This window comes from Pseudoalteromonas sp. A757, assembly GCF_004103285.1.
Classification (GTDB): domain Bacteria; phylum Pseudomonadota; class Gammaproteobacteria; order Enterobacterales; family Alteromonadaceae; genus Pseudoalteromonas; species Pseudoalteromonas galatheae.
This window is the reverse complement of record NZ_QNQN01000074.1, coordinates 465,935-481,296: the sequence shown is the minus strand read 5'-3', so window position 1 is coordinate 481,296 and position 15,362 is coordinate 465,935. Positions and strand designations below refer to the sequence as shown.

Genomic DNA, 15,362 nt, shown 5'->3' with positions numbered 1-15,362 from the left:
GTTAGTTAGAAATGAAATTAAAGGTTTTAACCTGTTGTATTCTTATGGCTGCGAGCGCTAATGCAGCGGCAGAAGGCAAAGCTAAGAAGCCAAAGAAAGTTTGGGATGTAACCAGTGAAGTGGGTGCGATTATCACCAGTGGTAACACAGAAACAACAACCTTAAAAGGTGGGATAAAAGCTAAGCACAACCTAACTAATTGGAACAACGAGTATAAGTTAGATGGTTTCTACAAAGAAGACACGCGTGAAAACGATGCCGGCGTAGATGTTACATCTCGTACCAACGAAAAATACTCAGCGTCAGTTCAGGGTAACTACAAGCTAAATGAAGATAACAGTCATTTGTTCGTGTTTGGTTCTTATGTTTCAGATTACTTTGGTGCCTACCGTAGTGAAGCGGTTATTTCAGTGGGTTATGGTCAACGTTTATTCGAAAATGATGATATGTACCTTAACGCTGAAATTGGTCCCGGTGTAAAGCGTTTTGAGCACCAAGACGATAGCACTGAACTTGACGATGACGGTGAGCTACTTGCTGGTACGTCTGAAAGCGAATTTATCGGTGTTGGTAAATTAGATTACCAATGGCAGATCTCAGAAAACGCACGGTTTACACAATTGGTTGCGGTTGAATATGGTGATACCAACACTAAAACAACGTCTGAAACGGCGTTGCTGACCAAAATCAACGGTTCTCTACAGATGAAAGTGGCGTACAACATTATCCACAACTCTGACGTAGCAGACGATAAAGAAAATACAGACACAGAAACTTCACTTACTTTGGTTTACAGTTTTTAAGTCGTAAACCTGTTCATTTAAATAATGATGTTTAAACTTGCTAGGTCTTCCGTTTAAACATCATTATTAGCTTGAAGAGTTTAATCTTCCCGTTTAGCTAAACAAATTAACTAATTTGAGCTAGCGATAAGTTGTGGGCTAACTCATTGAAAATAACGAGCTCACTTATGTCAGTTATTCTATTCAGATGATACTTTCTGACTCAAGATTGATAAGGGAGGGCATAGCTGAGAACAACAACTACTAGAAAATAAGTAGCTATCCCAAATTCAGTCCAACCGCTTCTCAAGTTGATACTGTTACACAATATAACAGAATGCATACTTCTCCCCGATTTGGATTTTTGAATAACTAGTGTAGAATACGCGTCTATTTATGAATTTCACTTACACAGGATGAAGTAAGGCATGTTGGTAAACCGTCTTCTTTTATTACTAATAATGCTATTTGCCTGCTCCGCAGCCGCTTTTACTCCAACAAAGCAGCAAATAGAACAGTTTAAAAAACTACCGAAAAGTCAACAACAGTTGCTTGCTAAGCAGTACGGTATTGATATTAGTACACTAAACTCTTCTAGTGGTGGCACAACAGAAAATCAAAAGCCAGAAGCAGTCAACATGCCACAGCCACAGCCTGAGAAAGACTACCTATCAAATGAAGAAAAACGCTTCAAACCTGAGCAAGAGGATTTAAAGCCTTTTGGTAGTGAGTTGTTTAGTGGCAATACACTTTCAGAGACTGACGTAAGTAATGTTTCTGTTCCACAGGACTATATCTTGGGTGCTGGCGATCAGCTTAAGGTTAGTTTTTTCGGCCAACAAAGCTTTGAAGAAATAGTCGAAGTTGATGGTGAGGGCCATGTCAAACTTTCAGAATTGGGACCTGTTAGTGTTACTGGAATGCAATATAGTGAATTTAAAAAGTTATTGCAGGATAAGGTATCAAGAGAGCTTATTGGTACCTCAGTATACGTATCCCTTACAACGCTGAAAAAAATTCGGGTTTTAGTGGTTGGAGAAGTTAAAAAGCCTGGAAGTTATACTTTATCGTCTTTGTCAAATATCACTCATAGTATATATACCAGCGGTGGATTAACTGATATTGGCTCTTTTCGTAATATTCAGTTGAAGCGTAAGGGGAAAGTCATAAAAACGCTGGATCTTTATGACTTATTACTAAGTGGTGATAATGCAGATGATGCACCGCTTAGAGCTGGAGATACAGTATTTGTACCAAGTCTGAAAAGTCAAGTGCGACTTGAGGGGGCGGTTAGACGAGAAGCTATATTCGAAGTCAAAGAGGGGGAGTCTCTAGCTGATCTGATGATAATGTCTGGTGGTATGAGTGCAACAGCGTTTAAAAATTCGGTGACGATTAGCCGCTATACTAACGGTACACGAACTGTGATTGGTGTTGAGCGGAGTGAGTTTGCAAGTACGATGCTCAAAGATGGTGATGCTGTTAAGGTTGATAAAACGGGAACTCACTTCGATAATGAAGTGACGCTGATTGGTGCCGTTGTAAGGCCAGGTAAATATGCTTGGAAACCAGGGTTGACTATCAGTGAATTATTTAATAACTCACTGCATTCAGTTCTTCCCCAAGCTGATACGGGCTATGGATTGGTCCTACGAGGGGGACGTTTTGAAAAAGTATCTCTTGTACAGTTTAACTTACTTGAGCAACTAAGACCCAATACTAATAAGAAACACCTTGTAGAGCTACAAAGTGGCGATAAAGTGTTTGTTTTTAGCCGTTTTCAGTATCTCAACGAGGAGAAAGATGCGCTAAAAGCATTAGATTTAACTGCTGATGAGCTAGAGCAGCAAGAAAAAACAAAGCTATGGCACTTATATGAAAATGAGTTGTTTAAGGCATTTGTGGACACCGAAGCCATTGCAACGTTAAATCAGGGACAAAAAAGCCAGGTCGCCACAGAAGATTTTGAAGAAAAAAGTGAGCCTGAAAGCGAAAACTGGTCTTTCATGTTACCAGAAGAGACGAATGCAGAGTTGGACACTAAAACTGAACTGCCAAGTCCGTTTTCTAGAATATCTTTATTAGAGCCCGTTATTAGGCAACTACAACATCAAGCAACACCACAGCACCCTTTGGAAATCGTAACAATTCAGGGGCGCGTAAAATACCCTGGTAATTATCCAATAGCCAGTAATTATACTGTGAAAGATGCCATAGAGGCGGCAGGTGGATTACTCGAATCTGCCTATTTAGGTTTAGCCGAGTTGACAACGTTCAAAAATGATGAATCGATGAATGTAGAGCATAGATCTTTCGATTTGGCTATGGAGTTGAAGCAGCCGTCTATTACCATCAAAAGTAAAGATGCCATAAATATACTGTCAGTTCCAAAATGGATGGATGAAAACCAAGTTACAGTTAAGGGGGAAGTGAAGTTCCCAGGTACATATACAATCAAGCGTGGCGAAACACTGAATGATGTGCTTGCACGTGCAGGGGGATTGACGGAGTTCGCTTCAATAGACAGTGCTGTATTTACAAGAGAAGAGATAAAAAATCAAGAACAGGAACAACTTAAACGCTTAACTGAAAATCTAAAGCGAGAGATTGCATCTAAGAGTCTTCAGCCTAGCTCTGAAAATATTACTTACTCCGAAGTTAAACAGTTACTCAAAGACTTAAGTACGATTAAAGCGCAAGGTCGGCTGGTAATCAATCTGCCTAGTATTATGAATGGCAGGCAATCCTTAGTGTTACAAGATGGGGATACTCTTTATATTCCTCAAGAAAGAGATTCTATTAGTGTTATCGGGGAGGTGAATTATCCAGCTTCTCATTTATTTGAACAAGGTTTGAGTCTTTCTGAGTATCTAGAGCGTAGCGGTGGTATTAAAGAATTGGCTGATGAAGAGAGAATATATATCATCAAAGCCAATGGTTCCGTTATTATTCCAAAGAATAACTGGTTCGCAGTAAATCGGGAAGACACACTCTCTGCGGGGGATACCATTGTAGTTCCACTTAATTCTAATTACATGGACAACCTAACGCTTTGGAGTACTACTACCCAAATTATTTATCAACTTGGTGTTGCAGCCGCAGCTATCAACAATATTTAATTTAGGGAACTTTCTGATGTCTAAACAAAATAACGAAGATGTTTCAATTGGAGATATTTTCACCTTAGTAAAGCAACGATTATTAGTTATTATTGTTGTCACAGGTTTGTTTATCGGATTAGGTGTGGCTTTTGCACTCTCTAAAGCGAATATCTACCAGTCTCAAGTTCTTCTAAGCCCAGCAAGTAATCCGTCAAATAGTAGTGGGGGCTTATCTGGACAACTTGGAGGTCTTGCGGCGCTTGCAGGTGTGCAGCTTGGAGGCGGCTCTGCAGACAAGTCATTGCTGCATTTAGAGCGTTTCAAGAGTCGTGTTTTTTTAACTGAGTTTATTAAAAAACATAAGCTAAAGGAAAAAATCTATGCAGCGAAGTCGTATGAATGGCAGAAAGGAGAGTTGCTCTATGATGCGGATAAGCTTGCGAAATTTGATGTGAATGCAGAAGAACCTATTTCGATAAATATGGTTTTTGAGCAATTTATTGAAAACAATTTTGAGCTGGAAATTGATACTAAGACTGGACTAGTCGCGCTATCAGTGCTTCATCAATCTCCTTTTGTAGCTAAAGAGATCACCGATTTATTGGTGAAAGATATTAACCAAGTGATCCGTCAAGAAGAAATCTCTGAAGCTAATAAAAGTATCGATTATTTAGAAGCTGCGCTAGAAGCGACTAAAGTGCTTGAAACAAAAAAAATGTTTTATCAGTTGATCGAGCAGCAACACCGAACCAAAATGCTGGCCAGTGTTAAAGAAGAATATGCCTTTAAAGTTATCGACCCCGCTATTATTCCTGAGCGTAAGTATGGCCCTAACAGAGCGCTGATCGTGGTGATTTTTGCGTTGTTAGGAGGAGTGTTAGCCACAGGATACGTAATAGTCTCGGGCCTGAGGGCAACGAATAATTAATCATAGCACTTTGCTCCTTGATAGGTATGCCCAGCGCTATTGCTGGGCATGTAAGGTTAATCGTGATATTTAATAATCTTGTTATAAACAAACTTGTTTGGCTCTTTGTTTTTTTATTCCCAGTTTTGCCTCATACTCTAGGGGCCCCCACCGCACAAAAAGTACTACACGTTTTTGCTTTTGTATTCGTCGCTTTGTCGTTAGTGATTAGACGCACTTACTTTAAGCCAGGCTTCGTCACTGCTGTTGTGGCTATTTGCACTGTGATGATGAGCTATTACATGGCTGTATCATTGGCTTTTACTAACTTTTTAACCTTTAAAGATCTGCCCGATTATTTACGTCCTCTTATATACTTGATATATATTCTCATCCCTTTAATCTATCCACTAGATGAGGAGGAACTGCGTACATTTTTTGTTTTCTTCAAAAAAATGTTTGTATTTCAGGTGATCATTTCAATGTTGATTTACATTCCTGCACTGTGGCCTGTCGTTGATATATTTAAGGGACGACCTAGTGATGACATGCCGTTACATTTTTATCGTTGGTCAGGAACCTATGGTTATCCTTCAGACTTCTCGTTTTATCTGTCATTTTTTATTTTTTACTATTTCAGCTTTTTTGCTCGGCGAATATCAATGTCGGTTGGTGAGTGGTCAATTGTGTTTGTTGCGTTTTGTGCGATGTTTTTGAGTTTTAGTAGAGGTGGATTATTCTCGACGGTAGGAATTTTAGGCCTTGCTTTTTGGCTCACTGGCGCAAGAACGCGCAAAACTTCGTACTTACTGCTGTTTGCTATGGTTGTGGCTAGCGTCTCAATTTTTCTATCCTTTAGTGAAGAGTTTGAGCAAGTCTCTTATATACTTGAGACTTTTGGTGGCGAAGATGGAGATGTTGACGGCTCGACTAGCCACCGACTAAAAGAGCTTGCGTTGGCTGGCGAGTATTTATCACAGTTACCGCCGTTGTCTGAAGGCTCAAATCGATTAGAACTTGAGACTAGGATAGAGGTAATAGAATCTTTCTATGGCTTTCACCTTATTAAGTGGGGGATTCTAGGGTTAACAGCAGCTCTAGTAATTAAGTTTGTATTTTTCTTAGTTTGTTGTTATGTATATAAAAAGGGGTTATGCTCCAAGAGGAATGAAACTCAAACGGCGCTAGCGTTTGCTGTAGCATGTTTGGTCGCCTCAGAAGTCTTGCTGTTTGGCTTTTCTTCAGCGATAAGCGACCGCTTTAAAACGCTGCCTACCTTTTACCTGCTATTTGGTTACGTGTTGTCTGGTTATTTGTTGACCTCAAATGTAAGCAAAAAGTGTCGTGGTGGTGTTGTGTGATTAATCTTTATGAAAAGGTTGCGAATACGACTTGTTATGTTACTTTTAAAACCATATTAATTTAGCGCTAGCTCTTGAATTTAATTTAGCTTATTATCATAATAGACGAGCCTAGATTTGATGCTACATGTTTGTGCAGTATCGGTCGGGCCCTTTAACTTATTTAACGTTTTGCTATACTCTGGTGTCCAGAGTGTGTAAATATTAACTGAAAACATAAAGTGTCCACCGGATACATGGAGATAAAAATGAAGCGTTTTAATAAAGTCGCTTTAATCCCTGCTGCAGTTGCTGCTGTACTAGCAGGTAATGCTTACGCAGGTACTGAAGCTTGTTTCGAAGTTTACAAAGGCGCAGATGCTCTAGCTGTTACAGGCTTTGACACTATCTACGGCGGTGCGGCTTGTATCGCAGAAGCTAACCGTACAGGCGCAACTGCTGCAAACCTTGAAGCTACTAACGAAGCAAAAGTTGCTTATGAGCTTACTGGTGATTTAACATTAGATTTTGACGCTGTTGATGGTACAAACACTGACCAACACATCGTTTACATCCCTACTACTGATATCCCTGGTGGTACTAAAATCACTATCGAGCTTAGTGGTGCAACTTTCGCTGGTAACGCTAACCAAATCCACCTAGTAAAAGATGCTGATGGTTCTGGTGCAAACACTAACTTTGAAGCGGTAGCATCTTCGGATGGTACAGTTGATGGTGTTTCTTCTATCACTTTCCTGACTAAAGCTGGTATCACTATCGGTGCAGGTACTCGTCTTGCGTTCTCTCGTGTTTCTACGGGTGCTGACTCTACAGCTATCGATCCAGTAGGTATCAAGATTGCTAACACAACTTGTACTACAGCTTCTACAACACAGTCTGTAACAATCAAGTCTACTTCTGCTATTACAGATGGTGGTAATGGTTATAACATCCAAGGTGCTGTTTCAGCTGCTCAGAAAGTTGTTGATATCACTCCTCAGTTCTACGCACTACACGGCGGCACAACTGCTGAAGTTCAGGTTAATGCTGAAAGCTCAAATTCTGAAGGCAATGCGATCGTTGCTCGTACTGAATTTGTATACAATGCAGCAGCTAACAACCGTTTAGTAGCTACTAGCTCACAAGCGATTTACAAGAACGGTTTCTATAACCGTGCAGCACTTCTAGACCAAGCTATTACTCTAGACGCTGATGACCACCTAGAAACAGCTTTCGTTGCAACTGCAGAGCCAGGCGCAAACGTTAAAATGCGCCTATACAATGGCCGCACTGCTGCTACAGGCGTGTTAGACACATCTGTTCCTGTACAAACTGGTACAGTACCGGGTTCATTTGGTTTAACTCAAGCTGCTGCTACTGTATACAACACAGAAGCTGTTGATCTATTTACTCCGAATGCTGGTACAGGTGATGCAGAGCCTAATACTCAGACAACTGCTCCACTTCAGGGTGCAACTTACAACACAATGTACTACGTTGTTGAGAATAACCCGACTGACGGTATCATGAACTTCAACTACGAAGCTACTACTTACTACACGCTAGACTTCGGTACAGCAGGTGAGCTTGATCACTGTGAAGATAACAAAGTAACTCACAAAGTTGGCGTTAACGGTGCAGTTCTTAAAGTTCCTTACGTAGTAAATGCTGAAGGTAACTTTGTACGTGTTACTAACGAACACGATGAAGCGGCTGAAGTAACAGTTGACGTGTTTGGTGAATCTGCTAACGGTAACACTGGCGCTCGTAAAGTGACTGCTGTAGAACTTGGTCAGGTTCCTGCTAAGTCTTCTGTAGTATACTTCGTACCTAAGCTAATTGAGCAAGCTGTTGCTCAGAAAGGTTACACAGGTGCTGACGGCGGTTACGCTGCAGAATCTCTAGGTACAAACGCTGCAAACGCTAAATCAGCTGACAATCGTCATACTGTAACATTCACTGTTACTGCTCCTAAAGATTCAGTACACGGTGTATCTGTACAGAAAATCATTGGTGGTACTGACCGCGTAATGCCAGTACTAGACCAAAACGAATGGTCTCAGTAATTTTTAATTACTTACCATAGTTTAAAAACCCTCGCTTTTGCGAGGGTTTTTTTATCATTATAGGCTAATGTTTGGCTCTGTGCCTTATCACAATTTTTTTGGTCAACGTTGACTCTATTAGCGTCAAACATCATTCACTTTAAGTATAGATGAGCTAATGGAATGGAAATAGATCTACAGATTCTGCTTTTATAGGGGGACAAAGCGAACAGATATTCATTTGCCTACTTAAGTGATCTCTTTCGAGACAAGAAAGCTTTATCGTGCACTACCGTTTCGTGTAGAAATCGATGAGGTAGTAAAGCTCAAAAATAGCCGAGGCTAAATATTTTGCTACTAGCTTTCTGATATATGAGTGTGACATGGGTTTTCGAAGGTGGTTGTGAAAATGAGTTTTGGGTAAATCATGGACTGACCGTTTAATTTTGAAGTTCACCGCAATTATATCTTTATCAACACAGTGAGTTTTATAATTAACTCTGCCTGCGTATCAAAACGCCGTTATAATCTGATGCCAATATTAGTGAAGCGTATCTGGTGAACTTAGAGTCAAAGCTAGTTATCACAAAGTTATTTGTTACCCAAAACTAAGATTGATCAGGTATACCAACAACCTGTGTTTGTCCGGACCAACCTGTCATAAAAAAACCTAAATTAAGGAGTTTCAATGAAAAACTGGTTATTACCAATAGCATTATCAAGTTTACTACTAGGGTGTAGTACCACTCAGAATACTGAGCTTAAAGAGCTACGTGCAGAAGTGGAAAAATTAAGAGAAATTCAACAGCAAGTAGCCGTCAGAGTTGGACTTGCTGAGCTGGTAAAGCCAGATACATTACCCCTGTCCAACGAAGGTAAATGGATTGGAGATAAAAATGCTAGTATTGTGATGATTGAATACACTGATTTACATTGTCCTTATTGCAAAAAATTCCAACAAGAAATTTGGCCTGAATTTAAAAGCAAGTTTGTTGATTCTGGTGAGGTTGCTGTACTAGCGCGTGAACTCCCATTAACTAAGCTTCACCCAAAATCTGGCTATGCCGCTGTTGTACTGCGCTGTGCAAATAAACAAGGTCAGTATGAAGGGGTTAAAGATAAGCTTTTTGAGTTAGGAAATAACATAGTCACGGATTCACTAAAGGAAATTGCCACTGACTTTAACTTAGATGAAACTGTGTTTAATGCATGTCTTGAGGATAAATCCGTACATGCAGAAGTTTCTCGCTCAATTACTGATGCTCAACTACTTGGTTTAGATGGCACTCCTTCATTTGTGATTGGAAAGCAGAAAGACGGAATATTAGTTGATTATCAAATCGTAACAGGTGGTGGCATTGATAAACTAAGTGCTGCAATTAATGCATTAAAGTAAAGCTACACTAGTTCAAAATTATACCGTTGTATGTTAGATTTCAGCGGTATAGATGGAGCCCACTTGTGATGGGTTTTCACTCTAGAATTATGCATTTATTGTGTCAAAGGCCTTGTTTACATTGTGCTGGAACTAATTTGGGTTGTTGGTGTCTTACGCAGGTCACGGCTTTCTACTTGATATAAACAGCATTGACTAAATGAGTATTCAAATGAAAAAGTTAAAAAAAATTAAGGGTTTCACTTTAGTGGAGTTGTTAATTGTTATGGTAATTTTGGGGCTTTTAGCCTCTGTTGTTGCGCCTCGAATGTTTAGTAAGGTGGGTACTGCTAGAGAGGGTACTGCAAAAGCGCAAATGCAGGTTATTTCAACCGCGTTAGATTCTTATCGATTAGATATAGGCTACTACCCAAAAACTCTTGATGAGCTTGTGACAAGTAACAAAGAAATGTGGGATGGTCCTTACTTTCCGAAGCAAATACCAAATGACCCTTGGGGTAATCCATATAGTTATAAAGCTATCAGTGAAAACGGTAGCGAACAATTTGAGTTGAAGAGTTTTGGCCGAGACGGCAAACCTGGTGGCGAAGGTGAAGATGCAGACGTGGAACTCTAAGGTTCATGAGTATATTGGCAGCCAGCAAATATTAAATAGTGAGCGGCTGCAGCAAGTTGCTGAGTTTGAGAGAGGTGCACTTTCTCAACTTGAGATAGTACTATTGAATTCTGGCTGGATTGATGAAGACCAGCTCTGTGAGTTATATTGCACATTGCTTAATTGCAAAAAATGGAAAGATAACTTAGATACTTCAGCGGACTATATAAGCTTTTTAAAATCTATCAATTTAGAGCTTTTATTAGAAAATGACATGGCTCCGGTTTCTGTCTGTGAGACGAAGGTGGGCATAGTATTCGCTAACCCACATAGCCGTGATGCATTAGATTACCTTCGTTTTATTACTCAGGAAAAGCAGTTTTACGCTGTAACAAAGAAAGACTTTGAGTTACTAGCCGAACAATGTCGAGCGTTAGTTTCAGATACGCCTGAGCTTTCTATCTCAAGTGATAATCTAAGTGCATTAAAAGAGTTAGCGTTAGGCGCGCCAACTGTAAATCTGGTAAATAGCCTAATAAATAAAGGGGTGAAGCTTGGAGCTTCAGATTTACACATCGAACCTATTAATGGTAAATATCGAGCTAGGTATCGAATTGATGGCATTTTAAAAGAAGCAGATCCGATACCCAACAACCTTCAGCTAGCAGTTATCTCAAGAATTAAGATTCTATCAGGGATGGATATTGCCGAAAAGAGGCGCCCACAAGACGGTAAAATAGAAATGAAGGCGGGTGCTACTGACCTAGATATTCGCTGCTCAACATTGCCCTTGGGTACTGGCGAAAGTGTCGTAATGCGTTTTCTAATAAAAAATGCTGTTAAATTCGATTTGGAAAAGTTAGGCTATTCAGCCGATCTTGTCGATAAAATAAACCAGGACCTTAAAAAAACATCCGGAGTTATTTTAATGACTGGACCTACGGGCTCAGGCAAAACAACCTCTCTTTATTCCTTTTTGAATCAAATAAATCGTCCCGATATTAAAATAGTTACCCTAGAAGATCCTATCGAGTATCAATTACCGGGGATTAACCAAGTACAAGTGAATGCTGAGATTGGATATGATTTTTCAGCAGGGCTTAGAAGTATTGTGCGTCAGGATCCCGACGTAATCATGGTTGGTGAGATCCGTGATAATGAAACTGCTAAGATAGCTTTACAATCAGCACTAACTGGGCATTTAGTTTTTAGTACGGTCCACACAAACGATGCGCCTTCGGCTTATACGAGATTACTGGATTTGGGTATTCAAGAGTATTTATTAAACGCCGGTCTAGTTTCTATTATGGCGCAGCGACTAGCCAGAACCTTGTGTAATCATTGTAAACAACCTCTAAGTGAACAAGAAACAAGAGAACTATATCAACGATATAAATTATCTGAGGTTGCAGAGGGAGTAGACAAGCCTCTTTATCAAGCTAAAGGGTGTGAACACTGTGAGAATACAGGTTATTCTGGTCGCGTCGCATTTCTAGAGTATTTGCCCTGTGATATAGATGTTAAGAAACTCCCCAAAGATGAGCGCCTTCTCGATAGCCTTTATGAAATGATGGAGCAAAAGCAGCTTCGCACGCTTAAGCAAGATGGTTTTCTAAAAGCTGTAAATGGTCAGACGACTATAGAGGAAGTATTGAGGGTAGCTGGGTGAGTCAAGTATTCAGATATAAAGTCTGTAATTCAGAGGGCGAGATAGAAAAAGGTGAGCTCACGGCCGAAAGTGAAAGCTCGGTATATAATCAGCTACAGTCGAAGGATTTATTAGTTCTTGAAATAAAAGAGATACAGACGAGAAGTATTCGTAAAAAAGTATCACTTAACGATTTAGAGCAGTCAACTAGCCAGTTGTCTACTTTACTTCAAAATGGCCTCCGCGTGGACAAAGCTCTGGATGTGCTTGCCCAATCTAATCGGAATTCTGCTCTTGGACAAGTATGGGCCTCTGTTCTGGCTGATATAAAGCAAGGTGCTGTGCTAAGCGAAGCGCTGGCGAAAAGAGCGGATATTTTTTCAACTTTGTATATTGAAATGGTGAAAATTGGCGAGGCAACAGGCAACTTGCCTCAGGTATTTGCAAGGTTAAGTCAAAACTTGCAGTTTCAAAGTGCATTGAGAAGCAAGGTTATTCAAGCTTCAACTTATCCCATTTTCATATTGTTCGTTTGCATTTCTGCTATCTGGGCTATTTTTAATTTTGTCATTCCTAGTATGTCATCTATGTTTGACAATGGTGGAGAGATCCCCGAATACACTAGGCTGCTATTAGACCTTTCGACTTGGGTTCAAAATTATCAGCTTCATTTACTAATCTTCTTACTTTTATGCGCCTTAGCTTTATACAGTGCAATGCAAAGAGATTTACTAAGAAAAAAGCTATTTTCGATGGTGATTCAGTTTCCTATTGTAAAGCAAATAGTAAACCACTCAGATCGTATAAAGTTCTCAACGGCTTTGCAGTTGACATTAGAAAGTGGTGTTAGCTTATCTGATAGTTTACAGTTAGCTTTGCAAACGGTGGCTAACCCTAGACTTCACGTAAAACTTACGAAAGTGGTGAGCGTTGTTAGTAGTGGTGGTGTTTTAAGTAACGAACTTAAGGGGGTTAGTCTGTATGATGATGTTGCTATTTCTCTAATTACTGTAGGTGAAGAAAGTGGTAGCCTAGCAAGCTCTTTTAATGAGATAGCCAATCGCTCTCGAAACCGTTTTGAGAGTTGGCTCACTAAATTTACCGCATTGTTAGAGCCACTATTGATACTAATAATGGGGGGGATAGTTGGCTCTGTCGTGATCGTGATGCTTCTAAGTATAGTGTCGATGAATGATGTCTCTTTCTAAACAAAAAGGCTTTACTTTAGTCGAATTGCTGATTGTTTTGGTACTAGTCGGCCTGACAAGTTCTGTGGTACTGCCAAATATGTGGGGCCAATTAGAACAAGTTAAGCGTTACTCTGAAAAGCAGCAACTTAAATCTTTGCTTGAATATGCAAAACAGTACTCAATTTATAGAGGGCGTGATTTAGAAGTGCGTATTGAAGGATTTAACATAGAGGTGTGGGAAGCTGGGAGAGTACAAATACCCCAACCAGAGGTTGAGTATGAATCCTCCGAGAAAGCTAATATATCAGCACTTAAATCAATAACGTTCTCACAGCTTAGTTTTGAACGTGAAACGGTTCAATTGTCTTCTAGCAATTATTTAGTGGCGAAAAAATTATCATTTACCTACAAAGACACAGAGAAAAGTGAAACGATTGAGTTCTAAGCAGCAGACAGGGATGACACTAATTGAAGTGCTAATTGCTTCTGTTATTTTATTTATATCTATTAGCGCAATTAGTTATGTTACTCAAGCTATGTTGTTGAACGAGAGAAGGCTTGTTACAACGGCACAGCAATCCTACATGCTTGAATATATTCAAGATGAAGTAAGGTATCAGTATGAGTATAACCTTCAGGTTGAAGGTGAGTACAAATATGATGGTGAAAGTTACTATTGGCGAGTTGAAGTGGTATCAGAGAAACCAGCCTTGACAAGCGTTGGTGGTAGTGAAAGCGGTGAAACATCAAATGGAACGATGATTTTATATAAATGCGCTGTTTTTTCTCAATTACTCCCAGCCCCCAAAAAAATTACTGAGTTCAAAAATGTATTCTGGCGTGAAGCAAAGTAATAGAACTGGGTTTACCCTGATTGAAGTATTAATTTCAATGGTTATCTTTTCGATAGTAATTGCACTTGCTGTAATGAGTTATCGATTCTCCCTACAAAATTTAACCAGCTCAAATAGCAGATATGATATTGACAAGCTTTCTAGAGTAAAACTTGTGAATCAACAAATTAGAGAGGCATTCCCTTATGGGTATGTAGACGAGCTTGGCAAAACAGTTCCTTTTTTTATTGGAAAAAAAGAGGGATTTGCGTTTGTTACTCGTTCTCCAGTATTGATATCGGAGCCAATTGCAGTATCCACACTGTATATTAAAGACCGTGATTTGTTGTATTGTGAAGTCCCTCTTGGTGTTGTTTCGTTAAGTAGCTTTAAAATTCATGAGAGTAACTGTGAGAAGAGCATTTCATTTATGTCCAGCCAAAGCTTTGAGTTTCAATACTTTGGTTGGAAAGACTGGCTTGAGTTTAGCAATTACTACTCTGAATACTTAGATATAGTTGTGAAGCCTAAGCCCACTTGGAATGATACATTCTATGCGTCTCAGCGTAAAATAATGCCTCTTTTTATTCGTATTAAGGTCAAAAATGATAATGCGCGCGGTAAAGTCAATCATCTGATCTATCGAATATCTAGAATTCCACCTTCTTTATTAGGTGCAAGTAGTGAATAGCAAAATAAGTAAAAGTAATGGTGCAGCATTGCTATTAGTATTGATGATCACTGCAGCGATGGCCAGTATGATGATCTTTATGTCCGAAAAAGGTAGCAATACAGCTAATATGGCAAATATGATCAAGCAACATAATAGGGCTAAAATTGCAGTCGACAATGCTCAATCTGAAATTATCTATGAGTTAATGACAACACCGCTAGGTATTTTGGGGCCAAACTCTCGTTATCCTGGGATTGAGTTAATAGATCCTTCACTAAAAAACTTTAGAGGTGAGGCTACAAAGCGGGGTAACCTTCATGTACGAGCTCAAGATCTAAGTGGCCTGGTATCGCTCGCGCCATTGAACGAAGGAGCATTTAAGCAGTTATTATTACATTACGGCACAGACTCTAGCGACATAAACCAAATTATGGACCGCTTTGATGATTGGCAGGATATCGATAATTTTCGCCGTCTAGAAGGAGCTGAAAAGGGAGATTATATACAGCCTTTTTTACCTAATAATACAGCGTTGCAGACCGTTGAAGAGCTACGCTACATTCTCCAAAATGATAATTTATTTGAACAAATTCAGCCTTTTTTGGTGCTTCGGGTCAATCCCTATATTGTTCGACAATTTACACCTAAGTCTTTATACTCTGCGTTTGGATTTGAGGGGCAAACACCTTCGCTAGATGAGGGGGAAGGGGGTGTTGATAGCATCGCCAGTGGGAAGCTTTCTATTCAAATCACATTTGAGGGGTCTGTAAATTACTCAAAGCGTTTTAGTTTTGAGAGAGGCCCAGGGTTACGGCCATATTTTGTAAGTAAAGAAGAAGTAGTGAACTAGCT

The 15,362-nt window shown here is 39.7% G+C and carries 13 protein-coding genes; all 13 read left to right on the top strand.

The genetic code is table 11. From position 1 onward, the window contains the following. Positions 1-11: 11 nt before the first annotated feature. Positions 12-803, top strand: a complete 792-nt coding sequence (locus tag DRB05_RS21715) for a DUF481 domain-containing protein (RefSeq protein ID WP_128728769.1) — start codon at positions 12-14, stop codon at positions 801-803. 407 nt (positions 804-1,210) lie between these two features. Next, positions 1,211-3,901: an SLBB domain-containing protein gene (locus DRB05_RS21710; protein WP_128728768.1), complete on the top strand. Its 2,691-nt coding sequence runs from the start codon at positions 1,211-1,213 to the stop codon at positions 3,899-3,901. Positions 3,902-3,917: 16 nt separating this feature from the next. Then, positions 3,918-4,811 (top strand): Wzz/FepE/Etk N-terminal domain-containing protein, encoded by an 894-nt coding sequence (locus DRB05_RS21705; protein ID WP_128728767.1) that lies wholly within the window; start codon positions 3,918-3,920, stop codon positions 4,809-4,811. Positions 4,812-5,272: 461 nt separating this feature from the next. Continuing rightward, positions 5,273-6,151 (top strand): O-antigen ligase family protein, encoded by an 879-nt coding sequence (locus tag DRB05_RS21700; protein ID WP_161568709.1) that lies wholly within the window; start codon positions 5,273-5,275, stop codon positions 6,149-6,151. 248 nt (positions 6,152-6,399) lie between these two features. Then, positions 6,400-8,196, top strand: a complete 1,797-nt coding sequence (locus DRB05_RS21695; protein WP_128728765.1) for a hypothetical protein — start codon at positions 6,400-6,402, stop codon at positions 8,194-8,196. Between the two features lie 667 nt (positions 8,197-8,863). Beyond that, on the top strand, positions 8,864-9,571 hold the full coding sequence (locus tag DRB05_RS21690; RefSeq protein ID WP_128728764.1) for a thioredoxin domain-containing protein: 708 nt from the start codon (positions 8,864-8,866) through the stop codon (positions 9,569-9,571). Between the two features lie 211 nt (positions 9,572-9,782). Continuing rightward, on the top strand, positions 9,783-10,187 hold the full coding sequence (gene gspG, locus DRB05_RS21685) for a type II secretion system major pseudopilin GspG (RefSeq protein ID WP_205125749.1): 405 nt from the start codon (positions 9,783-9,785) through the stop codon (positions 10,185-10,187). Continuing rightward, positions 10,168-11,835, top strand: a complete 1,668-nt coding sequence (locus DRB05_RS21680; protein ID WP_128728762.1) for a GspE/PulE family protein — start codon at positions 10,168-10,170, stop codon at positions 11,833-11,835. The genes gspG and DRB05_RS21680 overlap by 20 nt, the downstream gene beginning before the upstream one ends. Continuing rightward, positions 11,832-13,022 carry a type II secretion system F family protein gene (locus tag DRB05_RS21675; protein WP_128728761.1) on the top strand — a complete coding sequence of 397 codons (1,191 nt, stop codon included), beginning with the start codon at positions 11,832-11,834 and terminating at the stop codon, positions 13,020-13,022. The genes DRB05_RS21680 and DRB05_RS21675 overlap by 4 nt, the downstream gene beginning before the upstream one ends. Then, complete coding sequence (locus DRB05_RS21670) at positions 13,006-13,449, top strand: prepilin-type N-terminal cleavage/methylation domain-containing protein (protein WP_128728760.1); 444 nt, start codon at positions 13,006-13,008, stop codon at positions 13,447-13,449. Before DRB05_RS21675 ends, DRB05_RS21670 begins: the two co-directional genes overlap by 17 nt. Next, positions 13,430-13,858, top strand: a complete 429-nt coding sequence (locus tag DRB05_RS21665; RefSeq protein ID WP_205125748.1) for a prepilin-type N-terminal cleavage/methylation domain-containing protein — start codon at positions 13,430-13,432, stop codon at positions 13,856-13,858. The genes DRB05_RS21670 and DRB05_RS21665 overlap by 20 nt, the downstream gene beginning before the upstream one ends. Continuing rightward, positions 13,845-14,528, top strand: coding sequence for a prepilin-type N-terminal cleavage/methylation domain-containing protein (locus DRB05_RS21660; protein WP_161568708.1), 684 nt, complete (start codon positions 13,845-13,847; stop codon positions 14,526-14,528). The genes DRB05_RS21665 and DRB05_RS21660 overlap by 14 nt, the downstream gene beginning before the upstream one ends. Next, positions 14,521-15,360 (top strand): type II secretion system protein GspK, encoded by an 840-nt coding sequence (locus tag DRB05_RS21655; protein WP_128728757.1) that lies wholly within the window; start codon positions 14,521-14,523, stop codon positions 15,358-15,360. Before DRB05_RS21660 ends, DRB05_RS21655 begins: the two co-directional genes overlap by 8 nt. Positions 15,361-15,362 lie beyond the last annotated feature (2 nt).

Coding starts and splice junctions, on each gene's coding strand:
- DRB05_RS21715 (WP_128728769.1), top strand. CDS start 12: ATGAAATTAAAGGTTTTAACCTGTTGTATTCTTATGGCTGCGAGCGCT.
- DRB05_RS21710 (WP_128728768.1), top strand. CDS start 1,211: ATGTTGGTAAACCGTCTTCTTTTATTACTAATAATGCTATTTGCCTGC.
- DRB05_RS21705 (WP_128728767.1), top strand. CDS start 3,918: ATGTCTAAACAAAATAACGAAGATGTTTCAATTGGAGATATTTTCACC.
- DRB05_RS21700 (WP_161568709.1), top strand. CDS start 5,273: ATGTTGATTTACATTCCTGCACTGTGGCCTGTCGTTGATATATTTAAG.
- DRB05_RS21695 (WP_128728765.1), top strand. CDS start 6,400: ATGAAGCGTTTTAATAAAGTCGCTTTAATCCCTGCTGCAGTTGCTGCT.
- DRB05_RS21690 (WP_128728764.1), top strand. CDS start 8,864: ATGAAAAACTGGTTATTACCAATAGCATTATCAAGTTTACTACTAGGG.
- gspG (WP_205125749.1), top strand. CDS start 9,783: ATGAAAAAGTTAAAAAAAATTAAGGGTTTCACTTTAGTGGAGTTGTTA.
- DRB05_RS21680 (WP_128728762.1), top strand. CDS start 10,168: ATGCAGACGTGGAACTCTAAGGTTCATGAGTATATTGGCAGCCAGCAA.
- DRB05_RS21670 (WP_128728760.1), top strand. CDS start 13,006: ATGATGTCTCTTTCTAAACAAAAAGGCTTTACTTTAGTCGAATTGCTG.